The sequence below is a fragment of the Mycobacterium sp. genome, assembly GCF_019247615.1.
GTDB lineage: Bacteria > Actinomycetota > Actinomycetes > Mycobacteriales > Mycobacteriaceae > Mycobacterium.
Window position 1 is genome coordinate 1 of sequence record NZ_JAFBAT010000116.1, and the last position, 14,782, is coordinate 14,782.

The 14,782-nt window shown below is 68.6% G+C and carries 7 protein-coding genes and 1 pseudogene; 2 read left to right on the forward strand and 6 right to left on the reverse strand.

The features are described from left to right. Positions 1–246: 246 nt before the first annotated feature. Positions 247–384 (forward strand): annotated as a pseudogene (locus tag JO059_RS07955) (peptide-binding protein); the annotation flags it as partial. 13 nt (positions 385–397) lie between these two features. Then, the gene (locus JO059_RS07960; RefSeq protein WP_293315552.1) at positions 398–2,212 is read left to right on the forward strand and encodes an acyl-CoA dehydrogenase family protein; all 1,815 of its coding nucleotides are present in this window, start codon (positions 398–400) and stop codon (positions 2,210–2,212) included. Here the strand turns inward: JO059_RS07960 and JO059_RS07965 are convergent. From JO059_RS07965 to ag85A, 6 genes are all read right to left on the reverse strand, one after another. Further along, positions 2,209–3,783: an acyl-CoA carboxylase subunit beta gene (locus tag JO059_RS07965; protein ID WP_293315553.1), complete on the reverse strand. Its 1,575-nt coding sequence runs from the start codon at positions 3,781–3,783 to the stop codon at positions 2,209–2,211. The two genes, JO059_RS07960 and JO059_RS07965, sit on opposite strands and share 4 nt — an antisense overlap. Further along, a complete protein-coding gene (pks13, locus tag JO059_RS07970) occupies positions 3,783–9,128 on the reverse strand; it encodes a polyketide synthase Pks13 (RefSeq protein ID WP_293315558.1) in 5,346 nt (1,781 codons plus the stop codon). Before pks13 ends, JO059_RS07965 begins: the two co-directional genes overlap by 1 nt. A gap of 106 nt (positions 9,129–9,234) precedes the next feature. Beyond that, positions 9,235–11,127, reverse strand: a complete 1,893-nt coding sequence (gene fadD32, locus JO059_RS07975) for a long-chain-fatty-acid--AMP ligase FadD32 (protein WP_293315554.1) — start codon at positions 11,125–11,127, stop codon at positions 9,235–9,237. 282 nt (positions 11,128–11,409) lie between these two features. Continuing rightward, a complete protein-coding gene (locus JO059_RS07980) occupies positions 11,410–12,423 on the reverse strand; it encodes a cutinase family protein (protein WP_293315555.1) in 1,014 nt (337 codons plus the stop codon). A 127-nt stretch (positions 12,424–12,550) separates the two neighbouring features. Beyond that, a complete protein-coding gene (locus JO059_RS07985; protein WP_293315556.1) occupies positions 12,551–13,462 on the reverse strand; it encodes an alpha/beta hydrolase family protein in 912 nt (303 codons plus the stop codon). 156 nt (positions 13,463–13,618) lie between these two features. Beyond that, positions 13,619–14,665, reverse strand: coding sequence for a diacylglycerol acyltransferase/mycolyltransferase Ag85A (gene ag85A, locus JO059_RS07990; RefSeq protein WP_293315557.1), 1,047 nt, complete (start codon positions 14,663–14,665; stop codon positions 13,619–13,621). Positions 14,666–14,782: the final 117 nt, after the last annotated feature.

Consider the following 14,782-nt stretch of genomic DNA (forward strand, 5'->3'; position numbering starts at 1 on the left):
CGGCGATCATCGTGTCCGCGCTGGGGTGGTTGACCACGCTGCGGGGGTTGTTGCTCTTGTCCTTCCCGCAGGCGTTCGCTTCCGTTGCGCGCGACATGATCGGCGCGCAAGCGTGGTGGGTTTCGCTGTGTGCCGTTTTCGCCCTGACCGGGCTGTACCTGACCTATGTCGGCTGGTTTCCCGCGCCGAGCGGGCGGAGTTCGCGAACCGCGGAGGCCGGCCCGGATCTCCGGCGGGCGTGTCAGATTTCGTGTCGTCGACCTGGCGGGCCTGAACAAGACCCTGCTCAATGGCGAGCCCGTCGACGCGGCGGTTCTGGCCGGTGGCGATGATATCCAGATCGGTAATTTCAGCCTGGTTTTCGTCGCCGGACCGCAGGTGTAATACCGTCGCGAGCATGAGCGCGCACGGCCCGCAATACGGGCAGGAGGCCTTCGAGAGGCCGCGCAGGTTGCCCTTTTCTACACCGGAGAAGTCCCAGCGCTATCAGACCGGCAACTACCGCGGAGCCGTGGGACTGAATTGGTACCTCACCGATCCCACGCTGCGGCGCATGATGGCCTACTACCTGCGGCCCGACGAGCTTGCGCTTGCCGAACGCCATCTGATCGGGATCGGTGAGCTGATGGGCGGCCCGGTGGCGCGCTGGGCCGAGGAGACCGACCGCAACCCGCCCCGGCTGGAGCGCTACGACCGCTGGGGTCACGACGTCAGCCGGGTCGTCATGCCGGCCTCGTTCACCCAGTCCAAGCGCGCGGTCCTGGAAGCGCAGCAGGCCCTGCGCGCCGACGCGCGCGCCGCCGACGTCAGCTCGTCGCTGGCGCTGTTCGCGTCCAACTACCTTTTGAACCAGGCCGATATCGGGATGGGTTGCGCCCTCGGCACGGGCGGCGGCATGGTTCAGTCGCTGGTAGCGGCCTACGCACCGGACGACGTTCGCGAGCATGTGCTGGCCAAGTTCGCCTCGGGGGAGTGGGCAGGGGAGACGGCTCAGTTGCTGACCGAACGGACCGGCGGCTCCGACCTGGGAGCGCTCGAGACGACCGCCCACCGCGCGGGCGGCGACGACGGCGATGTGTGGCTTCTCAACGGGTTCAAGTGGTTTGCGTCCAACTGCGCGGGCGAGGCGTTCGTGGTCTTGGCCAAACCCGAGGGCGCGCCCGACTCGACACGTGGGGTCGCCAACTTCCTCGTGCTGCGCACCCGCCGCGACGGTTCGCGCAACGGGGTGCGGGTGCGCCGGCTGAAGGACAAGCTGGGTACCCGCTCGGTGGCCTCCGGGGAGGTCGAGTTCGTCGACGCTGAGGCGTTCTTGCTTTCGGAGAAGCCGAGCGGCTCCGAGGGTCAAGCCGGCCCGTCCGACGGCAAGGGACTCGGCCGCATGATGGAGCTCACCAATGCCGCCCGGCTCGGCATCGCGCTGTTTGCTCTCGGCAATGCGCGCCGTGCCCTCGTCGAGTCGCTGTGTTATGCCCGGCAGCGACACGCGTTCGGCGGCCCCCTGATCGACAAGCCGCTGATGCGGCGCAAGCTCGCCGAGATGATCGTGGACGTCGAGGCATCGCTTGCGCTGGTTTTCGACGGCACCGGCGCCACCAATCATCGCCAGCCCTGCGGTGTGCGGCAACGCATCGCAGTACCCGTCACCAAGCTGAAAGTGTGCCGGCTCGGCATCACCGCGGCGTCGGACGCGATCGAAATCCATGGCGGCAACGGGTATATCGAGACGTGGCCGGTGGCCCGGCTGTTGCGCGACGCTCAGGTGAACACGATCTGGGAGGGCCCCGACAACATCCTGTGCCTGGATGTGCGGCGCGGCATCGAACGGGCGCGCGCACACGAGACGCTACTGGCGCGGCTGCACGATGCGGTGTCGGTCTCCGCCGATGACGGAACGGCCGGGCTGGTCGCGAGGCGCATCGATGATCTCGACGCCGCGATCACCGCGTGGACCAAGCTCGATCCCGGCGTGGCCGAGGCGCGGCTCTTCCCGCTGGCGCAGTTCATGGGCGACGTGTACGCGGGCGCGTTGCTCAGCGAGCAGGCCGCGTGGGAGCGCGAAACGTTTGGGGACGAACGCAAGTCACTCGTCGCGCGCCTCTACGCGCAGCGCTATCTGGCCGACCGCGGGCCGCTGCGCGGTATCGATGCCGACACCGACGAGGCGCTCGAGCGCTTCGACGAGCTCGCCGACGGTGCGCTACGCCCCTAGACGGGGATCAGCCCGTGCTTGCGTGCGACGCGGAACCACAGTTGCTTGTCCCGTAACAGATGCATCGACTTGCGGAGCAGCAGCCGGGTCTGGTGCGGGTCGATGACCGCGTCGATGAAGCCGCGCTCGGCGGCGGTCCACGGGATCGCCATGTTGAGGTTGTAGCCCTCGATGAAGTCTCTCTTTATCGCCTGCGCCTCGGGCGTCGTCGGGTCGGGAAAGCGCTTCATCAGCAGCTGCGCGGCGCCCTCGGCGCCGATCACCGCGATGCGCGCGGTCGGCCAGGCGAAGTTGAAGTCGGCGGTCAGCTGCCGGGAACCCATCACGGCGTACGCGCCGCCGTAGGATTTGCGCACCGTGATCGTCACCTTCGGCACGTCGGCCTCCACCACGGAGTAGAGGAATCGGCCGCCGCGCTTGATGATTCCCCTCTTCTCCTCCTCGGCACCCGGCAGGAACCCGGGCGTGTCCACCACGAAGACCAGCGGGATGTTGAACGCGTCGTTGAACCGGATGAACCGCGCCGCCTTGTCGGACGCCTCGTTGTCGATCGCGCCCGACATGTGCATGGGCTGGTTGGCGATCACTCCCACGGGGTGGCCGTCGATGCGCGCGTATCCGGTGATGATGGCGGGCCCGTGCTGCGCGGCGACTTCGAGGAAGTCGCCGTCGTCGAAGATGCGCAGCAGGATCTCGTGCATGTCGTAGGCCGCGTTGTCGGAGTCGGGCACGATGGCGTCGAGCTCGAGGTCCGTCGGGGTGATCTCCGGCTCCATCCCGGGGTTGATGATCGGCGGCTTGTCGAAGCAGTTGGACGGCAGAAACGACAGGTAGTCGCGGACATACTGGAACGCCTCCGCCTCCGAGTCCACCACCTGATGAATGTTTCCGTAGCGGGCCTGGGCGTCCGAGCCACCGAGCTCGTCGAGCGTGACCTCCTCGCCGGTGACTTCCCGAATCACGTCGGGCCCGGTGACGAAGAAGTAGCCCTGGTCGCGCACCGAGACCAGGAGGTCGTCCTGGATCGGCGAATACACCGCCCCGCCCGCGCATTTGCCGAAGATGAGGGAGATCTGCGGCACCAGCCCGGAGAGCGCCTCGTGCCGGCGGCCCAGCTCGGCGTACCACGCGAGCGACGTGACCGCGTCCTGGATCCGGGCACCACCCGAGTCCTGGATGCCGATGATCGGGCACCCGACCATCGCGCACCACTCCATCAGCCGCGCGACCTTGCGCCCGAACATCTCGCCGACGGTGCCCTGGAACACCGTCTGGTCGTGGGAGAACACCCCGACCGGCCGGCCGTCGATCAGGGCATGGCCGGTGATGCACCCGTCGCCGTAGAGCGCGTTCGGGTCGTTGGGCGTCTTGGCCAGCGCCCCGACCTCCAGGAAGGTGCCCGGGTCGACCAGCGCGTGGACGCGCGAGCGCGCGCTGGGAATGCCCTTCTTGTCGCGCTTGGCGGCGGCCTTCTCGCCGCCGGGCTCCTTGGCCAGCTCCAGCCGTCGGTGCAGCTCGGCGAGTTTCTCGGCGGTGGTGTGCTGGATGGGCGCAGGCACGGTCTCCGTCACTACTTGCCTACCTCACTGGTCCGACTGGTTTGCGCCTCCACCTTATTCAGCACGTCGGTCAGGTGTGCGCCCACCTTCCCGATGATCGGCTCGTCGATGGCCTGGATGTGCTCGCCACCGATGGGAACCACCTCCAGGTCCGCCACGAACTCGCCCCAACCGCCGTCCGGCTGGCGGATCGCGTAGCGCGGCTCGAACTCGATGACGTCGTCGTGGTAGCGGTCGGCCATGTAGAGCGTGACGTGCCCGTCGTAGGGCTCGATCTCGACGGTCTCGAGCGCCCGGTTGTCCAGGTAGGACGTCCGCTGGTGCTCGACGATGCCGCCGGGGATCTGCACACCGCTTTGCTGCACGACGTCCAACACGAACTTGACCTGGCCCTCGTCGTCGAGCTTCTCAAGCTCCTCATACGGGATCGCGGGGATCTCGACGTTGAAGGTCCGCTCGGCGAACTTCGCGTACCGGTCCCAGCGCTTGCGGGTCTCCTCCTGGGTCTGGGGGATCTCCTCGCCCGCGCGCACCGTGTCGATCATCCCGACGAACCGCACGTCTTCGCCCGCCTGCTTGAGACCGATCGCGCACGCGTACGCCAGCGCACCGCCCAGCGACCACCCGGCCAGGAGGAACGGCTTGCCCGCGTTCATCTCCAGCAACTTCGGCACGTACTGGGCGGCCCGCTCCTGGACGGTGCCCTCCACGCGCTCGAAGCCGTACATCGGCGTGTCCGGCGGCAGCCGCTTGAGCAGCGGCTCATAGACCACGGTCGACCCGCCGGCCGGATGGAACACGAACACCGGCGGCTTGGCGCTGCCCTCGGCGCGCGCCCGCAACGTGCGGACGAAGCCGTCGACCTGCCCGGCCTCCAGGTACTGACGCACCTTCTCGGCCAGCGCCTCGATGGTGTCCGACGTCAGGACGTCCTCGGCCGTGATGGTGCCCTCGGCGCGCTCCGAGAGACGCTGCGCCATCTTGGCCGCGGTGTCCTCGTCGAGCTTGGGCAGCGGGTTGAAGATGCCGCCCGCCGACTTGCCGGTGACGATCGCCCAGGTGGCGAAGGTGACCCGCTCGGCCGCATCACGGGGCGGCACATCGGAATGCAGCGCCTTGGCCACCGCCTCCTGGCTCAACGCCCCCGCCAGATCCGGCTTCGCGCCGTTGGTCTGCGCGCCCCTCGGGCCGGACGGATCCGTCGGCGGCGGCGGGATCGCCGCGTCCGACCCCGGCGGCTGGGTCTCGGGCTCGGCCTGGGGGTCCGGTGCGGGCGCGGCGGCGGAGGCCGGCGTCGCACCGCTGAGCAGCTGAGCCTGCTCCTTGGCGATCTCCTCGGGCGTCAGCGTCTTCTGGTGCTCGTGCAGCTGCTGCACCTCGTCGCGGTGCTCGACCGCGTACTCGATCAGCTTCTCGATGGCGTAGAGGTTGGCGTCGCGCACCGCGGTCAGCTGAATCGGCGGCAGGTCGAAGTCGTATTCGACGCGGTTCTTGATCCGCACCGCCATCAGCGAGTCAAGCCCGAGCTCGATGAGCGGGACTTCCCAGGGCAGGTCCTCGGGCTCGTAGCCCATGGCCGACCCGACGATCAGGCCCAGTCGCTCGGCGACCGTCTCGCCCGACTCCGGCGACCATTTGCCCATACTGGCCGGGAAGTACCGGTTGGTCAGGCTGTCGGTGAGCGTCTCCGCGCCGTCCGTTTCCGTCGAAGCCTCGTGCTGCGCAGCGGGCCCGACCGGCGCTGCCTCCGCGGCGATCGCCGTTCCCGCACCGACGGCCGCCGGCAGCACCGACTGCGCGCCCGCCCGGGTGACCAGCGCGTCGTACACGAGTGTGAAGGATTCGCCGACGCGGGCGTGGACCTGCACCGACGCGCCGCCGGGATGCCGGGTCAGCGTCGTCACCAGGTGCGACCCCTCAACCGGAACCGCCCGCTGCTCCGAGGCGGTCAGCTGCGCGTCCGGGATGACCTCCGCCGCGGCGGCTTTCACCAGGCCCGGCAAGTCCGTCAGACCCCGCGGGTTGTACTCCCAGACGTGCCGCCCGTCGGGCAGCGCGACATGCGCCCCCGGCATGACCACCGAGCTGGTGCCGTGGGAGAAGTTCACGTTCAGCCAGTGCTCTTTGCGCTTGAACCGCGTGGGCGGGATGTTCGCAAAGTCTTCAGGGCCTACGGCCCCGGATGCGCGGGTGAACAGTGTCCGGATGTCCAGGTCGTGGCCGTAGACGTAGAGCTGCGCCATGGCCGAGACCATGGACTCGACCTCGTCCTGCTTGCGGGCCAGCGTCGCGATCAGCTGGGCGTCATGCAGCCCCGCGGCCGCCGTGGTCAGCCCGACCTGCATCAGCGCGACCGGGTTGGGCGCCAGCTCCAGGAATGTGGTGTACCCGCTGTCCACGGCATTGCGGACGCCGTGGGTGAAGTACACCGAATGGCGCATGCCCTTGATCCAGTAGTCCACATCGTGAATCGGGTCGCCACCGGGCTTGACGTAGGTGCCCTCGTGCACTGTCGAGAAGATCCCGATGCCGGGCGTCAGCGGCTTGATGCCCTGCAGCTCCGCGGCGAACTCGCCGAGCAGCGGATCCATCTGTGACGTGTGACCGGCGCCCTTGGTCTGCAGCTTGCGGGCGAACTTACCCTCGGCCTCCGCCCTGGCAACGATCGCGTCGACCTGCTCGGGCGGACCGCCGATCACCGTCTGGCTGGGCGCGGCGTAGACGCACACCTCCAGGCCGGGGAAGTCGCCGAACACGGTCTTCAGTTCGTCGGCCGAGTACTCGACGATCGCCATGAACCGGATGTACTCGCCGAACAGCATCGCCTCGCCCTCGCCCATCAGGTGCGAACGCGAGCAGATCACCCGGGCCGCGTCGCGCAGCGAGAGCCCGCCGGAGAAGTAGGCAGACGCCGGTTCGCCCAGCGACTGGCCGATCACCGCGGCCGGCTTGGCGCCGTGATGCTTGAGCAACTCGCCCAGCGCGATCTGGATGGCGAAGATGGTGACGTTGCTGGTCTCGATGCCGTACTCGTGTGAGTCGTCGAGGATGAGCTCGAGCACCGAGTAGCCGCGCTCGTCCTGGACCAGCGCGTCGACCCTCTCGATCCACTCGGCGAAGACCTCGTTGCGCAGGTACAGGCTCTTGGCCATCTTGCGGTGCTGCGCGCCGAATCCGGCCATCACCCACACCGGCCCGTTGGTCACCGGCCCGTCGGCGCTGAACACGTTGGGCCGTTGCTTGCCCTCGGCGATTGCGCGCAGGCCCTTGATGGCCTCGTCGTGGTCGTGGGCGAGTACCACCGCACGTGAGCGACCGTGGTTGCGCCGCGACAGCGCCCGCCCGATCGACTCCAGCGACGACGCCTGCCCTTCGGGGCTTTCCATCCAGTCCGCGAGCTCGGCGGCCGCGGCCTTCTTGCGTGAGGTCAAAAACGCCGACACCGCCAGCGGGATCAGCGGCTTGACAGGACCTTCGGCCTCCTCCTGCGCGGCGAGCTCTTGCAGCGCGGCCTCTTTGAGGCGCAGCGCCTCCTCGGTCACGCCGGGCAGCTCGTACTCGGGCTCATCACCCGCGGCTGCGTCGGGGATGATGTTGCCGAAATCGTCGAACCGCAGCGAGTGGCCCTCGAGCGCCGGCGCCTCCGTGGCGGGCGCTTCGGCGACCGGCGCCGGTTCTTGCTCACGCTCCTCTCTTTCAAGAACATCGCGTTCCACCACATCCCGGGGCAGAACCTCGCGGACCACCACGTGCGCGTTGGCGCCGCCGAACCCGAAGCTCGACACCCCCGCCAGCGCATAGCCGCCGTACCGCGGCCAGTCGGTGGCCGTGTCGACGACCTTCAGGTGCGTCGCGTCCCAGTCGATGTACGGGCTGGGCCCGGCGAAGTTGATCGATGGCGGCAGCTTGTCGTGCTGCAGGGCCAACACCACCTTGGCCATGCTGGCCGCGCCCGCGGCCGACTCCAGGTGGCCCACATTGGTTTTCACCGCGCCCAGCAGCGCCGGCCGGTCCGCGGGGCGGCCCCGACCGACGACGCGGCCCAGCGCCTCGGCCTCGATCGGGTCACCGAGAACCGTCCCGGTGCCGTGCGCCTCGATGTAGTCGACGGTGCGCGGATCGATGCCGGCATCCTGGTAGGCCCGGCGCAGCACGTCGGCCTGCGCGTCCTGGTTGGGCGCGATCAGACCATTCGACCGGCCGTCGTGGTTGACGGCGCTGCCCGCGATCACGGCCAGGATCTGGTCGCCGTCGCGGCGGGCATCGTCGACCCGCTTGAGCACCAGCATGCCGGCGCCCTCGGAGCGGGTGTAGCCGTCGGCGTCCGACGAAAATGATTTGATCCGGCCGTCGGGAGATAGCACCGCGCCGATCTCGTCGAAACCCAGCGTCACGGCGGGCGTGATCAGCGCGTTGACGCCCCCGGCCACCGCCGCGTCGCATTCACCATTGCGCAGGGCCTGGACGGCCTGGTGGATCGCCACCAACGAACTCGAGCACGCGGTGTCGACCGCGATGGACGGCCCGCGGAAGTCGTAGAAGTAGGACACCCGGTTGGCGATGATCGAGGTGGCGGTGCCGGTGATCGCGTACGGATGGGCGGTCGTCGGGTCGGCCACGGCCATCATGGCGTAGTCGTTGTTCGAGACGCCGACGTATACCCCGACGGCCTGCCCGCGCAGGCTGGACGCCGGGATGCGGGCGTGCTCGAGCGCCTCCCAGGTCAGCTCCAGCGCCATCCGCTGCTGCGGGTCGATGTTGTCGGCCTCGGTCTTGGCCACCGCGAAGAACTCGGAGTCGAAGCCCTTGATGTCCTTCAGGTAGCCGCCGCGGGTGCGCGCCTCCGCCATCCGCTCGGCCAGGCGCGGCTCTTCCAGGAATTCCTCCCAGCGGCCCTCCGGCAGGTCGGTGATGGCGTCGCGGCCCTCGAGCAGCGCCTGCCAGGTTTCTTCTGGGGTGTTCATGTCACCGGGGAACCGCGTGGCCAGGCCGACGATCGCGATGTCGACGCGCTCGGCCGGGCCTTTGCGTGTCCAGTCGGCGACGTCGAGGCCGTCATCGGCGACCTCCGGTTCACCCTCGACGATCCGGGTCGCCAGCGACTCGATGGTCGGGTGCTGGAAGGCGACCGCGACGGACAGCGTCACGCCGGTCATGTCCTCGATGTCGGCGGCCATCGCCACGGCATCCCGCGACGACAAGCCCAGCTCGACCATCGGGACCGACTCGTCGATGGAGTCGGGTGACTGCCCGGTGCACTTGGCCACGTAATTGCGCAGCCACTGGCGCATCTCGGGGACCGTCAATGTGCGCCGCTCCTCCCCATCGCTTCGCTCTGCATCGTCGCCGGCGCGCATGTCGGTCTGCTTGGCGGGCGTGTTCTCGGGCGTTGCGGCGTGGTCCGAAGGTTCGGATTCTGTGTCAGGCATGGTGAGTCGATTGATCCCGATTGATCTGGATTGGTTAGGTGGCGAATGCGGTCGGTGAGCCGATGCCGCCGCGCAGGCTGCCGTCCAGGTAGGCGGCACGGCATGCGCGGCGGCCGATCTTGCCGCTCGAGGTGCGCGGGATCAGGCCCGCCTGGACCAGCAGCAGGTCGCGGACCGTCACGCCGTGCCGCACGGCGATGGCGGCCCGGATGTCGTCGGCGATGGGCTGGTAGTCGAGCTTATGCGTGCCGGCGGCACGCTCGGCGACGATGACGAGCTGTTCGGAGGTGTCCTCGGGGTCGTGCTTGAGCCCGGTGTGCGGGTTGTCGAACACCTCGTTGGGCAGCTGGTTGGCCGGAACGGAGAACGCCGCCACGTAGCCGGTGCGCAGGGCCTTGTTGGCTTCCTGCGCCGAGTGCTCGATGTCTTGCGGGTAATGATTCCGCCCGTCGATGATGACGAGGTCCTTGATGCGGCCCGTGATGTAGAGGTTGCCCTTGAAGAACGTGCCGTAGTCGCCAGTGCGGGCCCACATCGCGTCATCGGCGGCACCCTCGGCGTGCGACGGGTTAGTGCGCGACTTGAGGATGTTGCGGAACGTTTCCTGGGTTTCTTGTTCCTTGTTCCAGTACCCCAGGCCGATGTTGTTGCCGTGCAGCCAGATCTCGCCGATCTGCCCGTCGGGCAGTTCGGTGGCCGTGTCGGCGTCGACGATCACCGCCCGCTCGTCCACCCCGACCACCCCGGCGGAGACCTGGGCGACGGCCTTCGGGTCGTCCTTCGCCACTTCCACGAACCGGTGCTCGTTGAGCGCGTCCCGATCAACGTGGAGGACCAGCGGCGCCTCGTCCATCGGGGTCGTGGACACGAACAGCGTCGCTTCGGCCAGGCCGTAGGACGGCTTGATCGCCGACTCCCGCAACCCGTACGGCGCAAACGCCTCGTAGAACTTGCGCATGGACACCGGGGACACCGGCTCACTGCCGTTGAGGACGGCGCCGACGTGGCTGAGGTCCAGCGGCGGCTCGCCCTCCCTGGGCGCACCGCGCACCGCGGCGTGCTCGAAGGCGAAGTTGGGCGCCGCCGAGAAGACCTCTCCGGTGTCGTCTTCGCCCTGGCGCGCCATAGCGCGGATCCACCGGCTGGGTCGGCGGACGAACGCGGCCGGCGTCATGAAGGTGAAGTTGTGGCCGAACACCGAGGCCAACATGACCGTGATCAGGCCCATGTCATGGAAGAACGGGAGCCAGCTCACGCCGCGGGCATCCTCGCGGCCCCCCATGGAGAGGGCGTCGAGCACCTGGACCACGTTGGTGGGCAGGTTCAGGTGGCTGATCTCCACCCCGGTCGGCGTCCGGGTGGAGCCGGACGTGTACTGCAGGTAAGCGATAGTCTCGCGGTTCGACGTCGGTTCCTGCCAGGTAGAGCCGACCTCGTCGGGCACCGCGTCGACCGCAATGACGCGTGGGCGCTCCTTGGCGGGGCGGTTGCGGAAGAATTTCCGGACGCCTTCGGCGGAGTCGCTGGTCGTCAGCACCGTCGACGGCGTGCAGTCGTCCAGCACCGCATGCAGTCGCCCCACGTGACCCGGCTCGGCCGGGTCGAACAACGGCACCGCGATCCGGCCGGCGTAAATGCTGCCGAAGAAGGCAGTCAGGTATTCCAAGCTCTGCGGGCACAGGATCGCGACCCGATCGCCGGGCTGGGTGACCTGCTGCAGGCGGGCGCCGACGGCACGGTTGCGCGTGCTGAAGTCGCGCCAGGAGAGATCCCGCGCGACGCCGTCGCGTTCCGTGGAGAAATCCAGGAACCGGTAGACGAGCCTGTTCTGACGCACCGATGCCCACCGCTCGACGTGACGAGCCAGGTTGAGGTTGTCGGGGAACCGGATCTTCCCATTCACGATGAACGGGTTGTGGTACGCCATGCCGCTCTCTCCTGTCACAACACAATTAGGTCGGCTTCTCCGACGTTATATCTGCGCGCGGGCCAGCCCCCGTCACGGCGCGTGCTCACGCGGGCGTCGATTGGATGCCAGCTTCGACCCAAACGGGTCACAACCACAATGCTCTTACTTTTCTCTTAATGTACGGGGCGGCGCACGGCAGACCAAATCACAAGGTACCGCCGATCACGCCCAGTGAGCGGCTAGGCAGCGGACATGTCCGGCGGCGCGCTGCTCGCTGGCGCCGCTGCGTCGCCCCCGCAGTCACCCGTGTGGGGGGTGCGGCGCGTTCGCGATCAGCCCGTGGGCCCAGTTCAACGTCCAATCGGTCGCCGGGGCCCCGTCCAAGTTCCAGAACTGGGTGGTCGCGTAGAGCGCGTGGATGGGCTGGCCGCCATTGCCCGCGAGGGTGTTCAGCGTGGTCGGCAGGTTGGCCACGCTGAATGCCTCGGTCGGGGCGGCGCAGATGAGGTCGCCGGGCGCGCAGATCTCGTTGGTCTTGCTGTTGAGCGCGCCGAAACCGCCCGGGCGCGCACCCGTCATCGTCAAGCCGAGCCCGGATAGCACCGGCACCTCGGCCAACGTGATCTCCGCGCCCTCGCCCGGCGGGTCGGGGCCGATGTCATTGCCCACGCCCTGCTGGCGGCGGCCGTCGGCGATCAATGTCACACCGAGCACCAGGTCGTCGTCGACCGGTCCGCGCCCGTTGCCGATATCGCTGGCGATATCGCCGGCGATCACGGCCCCCTGGGAGAAGCCCATGAGCACGTAGCTGGTCAGCGGGCACTTGTTCGACATGTCCGTCATTGCCTGGACCGTCGCGCGGGTGCCTTCGGCCCGGCTTTCGTTGTACGACATCTGCCGGTCGCCGCTCATCGGATTGTGGAACTGAGCCGTGTAAGGGGTGGTGTACGTCCGCACGCGGGAGGCGGGAAACTGCTGAGCGATCTCCCCGGTCACCCTGTGCAGCAAGGCATTCGGAAACTGCATCGGGTTGGCCGGATCGTCCTGCGGCGCGGACTCCCAGGTGCCCGGGACGTTGACCAGCAGTACGTCGGGACAGGACGCGTCCTGAGAGGCCGGCCGCGGCTTGTGCGGATGCGTGGTCGTCGAGGGCGGCGGCAGGACGCCGGGCGGCACGGCGCTGGGCGGCGACTCGGGGCTGCGCAGCAGCACCACGACGGCCGCAATCACCAACAGCACGACACCGGCCACCGCGAAGGCGGCGACCAGGGCCAGGATCCGGTGGCGCTTACGACGCCGCGCGCTCGTGGTCATGTTCTCCTGCTGGCACAGTGGGATGACGCGCAGCCAGATTCACTCCAAGCGGACTTCCCGCCCTCTGCTGCACTCCGTACACGGTACCGGCCGCGCTGGGGCACCGGGCTTCGCGCGATGCGCCTGACTAGCGGATCGCCCCGGCGATGTCGCCCGACATGGCACCCAACTGCCCCGACCACGGGCCCCAGCCGTTGTCTCCGCCGCCAGGGAAGTCGAAGTGGCCGTTGTGCCCGCCGACGCTGCGGTACTGCTGGTAGAACATCCGGCTATTGCCCATCGCCTCGCCGGCCTGGCCGATCATCGCCGCGGGATCGCTGGCGTCGGCGGTGGTCGGGCTCCACACCCACACGCGGGTGTTGTTCTGCGCCAGCAGCGCCGCGTGCACGTAGGGGTCGTGCCACTTCCACCGGCCCAGTTGCGGGGCGCCCCACATCCCATTGCCGTCGACGCCGCCGAATTGCTGCAGGCCGGCGAGGATCGAACCATTCGTCGTGGTGTTCGACGGGTAGAGGAACCCGGACAGCGAGCCGGCGAAGCTGAACCGGTCGGGATGGAAGGTGGCCAGCGCCATCGCGGCGTAGCCGCCCTGGGAGGCGCCGACCGCCGCGTGGCAGCAGGGGGCCAGGCCCTTGTTGGCGGCCAACCAGTTGGGCAGCTCGCTGTACAGGAAGGTGTCCCACTGCTTGCTGCCGTCGTTCTCCCAGTTGGTGTACATGCTGTAGGCACCGCCCGCGGGCGCCACCACGGAGATACCTTTGCCGGCCAGCGTGTTCATCGCATTGCCCGCGGTGACCCAGTTGCTGACGTCCGGGGCCGCGTCAAAGGGATCCAACAGGAAAACGGCGTGCGGACCGCCGGCCAGAAAGGCCACCGGAATGTCGCGTCCCATCGCCGCGGACGGAACCATCAGGCTTTCGTAGCCGGCCGCCCTGGCCTTGCCCGTCGCCCCCGTTGTCCCCAACCCGAGGACGCCCAACCCGACCGACAGTGCGGCAACGCAGAACACCCGCAGAAGCGCCGACAGCCCCAGCCTCATGTCCACCCTCCATCGTCTAGTCGCTGTGTGCACATTAACCAGCGCCGAATGGCGGGCGGCGGACAGGGTAGTGAAATGGACCACACGGCACCCCGGGGGTGAAACGCCGACGGGCGGCGATCCGAGGATCGCCGCCGTCAGTCGCAGTGCCAGGGGTCAGTGGCCCTGCGTGCTGCCCGCGTTGGTAGCAGCCGCCGCGGTGGCCGGACCGGCGCCCGGCGTCGCGCCCAGCGCCGCCTGCAGGTCAGGCTTCATGGCGTTGAGCTGTGCGCCCCAGTACGGCCAGTCGTGCGTGCCGTTGGCGTCGAAGTTGAACACCGCGTTGTGGCCACCGGCCGCGTTGTAGGCGTCCTGGAACTTCAAGTTGCTGCTCCGGACAAAGCCCTCCAGGAACTTCGCCGGCAGGTTGTCGCCACCGAGGTCTGACGGCTTGCCGTTACCGCAGTAGATCCAGATGCGGGTGTTGTTGGCGACCAGCTTGCCGACCTGCAGGGTCGGGTCGTTGCGCTGCCAGGCGGGGTCGCTCGTCGGCCCCCACATGTCGTCCTTCTTGTAACCACCGGCGTCACCCATCGCCAGGCCGATCAGCGACGGCCCCATCCCCTGCGACGGGTCCAGCAGCGCCGACAGGGAGCCGGCGTAGACGAACTGGTTCGGGTGGAAGGCGGCCAGGATTAGGGCCGACGAGCCGGCCATCGACAGACCGACGGCCGCGCTGCCGGTCGGCTTGACCTGCTTGTTGGCCTGCAGGTAGGCGGGCAGCTCGCTGGTCAGGAAGGTTTCCCACTTGTAGGTGGTGCAGCCGGCCTTACCGCAGGCGGGCTTGTACCAGTCGGAGTAGAAGCTGGACTGGCCGCCGACCGGCATGACCACCGCGAGGCCCGACTGGAGGTACCACTCGAACGCCGGGGTGTTGATGTCCCAGCCGTTGAAGTCGTCCTGGGCCCGCATGCCGTCGAGCAGGTACAGCGCGGGCGCGTTGGCACCACCGCTTTGGAACTGAACCTTGATGTCGTGGCCCATCCCGGCCGAGGGCACCTGCAGGTACTCCACCGGAAGACCCGGGCGCGAGAACGCGCCAGCGGTCGCCGGGCCCCCCACGGCACCGATCAGACCCGACAGCAGGGCCGCACCGACGGCCCCCACCACGAGCCGGCGCGGCATACGAGCCACGGCGCCGCGAAACCTGTCGACAAACGTCATCCTTGCTTCCTCATCCTTTCGGCTGCGCCCTTCAGCCGGGCGCTTCGTCGAATTGGGTCGGACTGCACATGCCTTGCCCGGTTCCTCCGCGGGCCTCCCCGGCCCGCCTCGTCACCG

Bases quoted from the DNA above. Each gene is read 5' to 3' on its own strand.
- JO059_RS07960 (WP_293315552.1), top strand. From the start codon at position 398: ATGAGCGCGCACGGCCCGCAATACGGGCAGGAGGCCTTCGAGAGGCCG.
- pks13 (WP_293315558.1), bottom strand. From the start codon at position 9,128: ATGCGCGCCGGCGACGATGCAGAGCGAAGCGATGGGGAGGAGCGGCGC.
- fadD32 (WP_293315554.1), bottom strand. From the start codon at position 11,127: ATGGCGTACCACAACCCGTTCATCGTGAATGGGAAGATCCGGTTCCCC.
- JO059_RS07980 (WP_293315555.1), bottom strand. From the start codon at position 12,423: ATGACCACGAGCGCGCGGCGTCGTAAGCGCCACCGGATCCTGGCCCTG.
- JO059_RS07985 (WP_293315556.1), bottom strand. From the start codon at position 13,462: ATGAGGCTGGGGCTGTCGGCGCTTCTGCGGGTGTTCTGCGTTGCCGCA.
- ag85A (WP_293315557.1), bottom strand. From the start codon at position 14,665: ATGACGTTTGTCGACAGGTTTCGCGGCGCCGTGGCTCGTATGCCGCGC.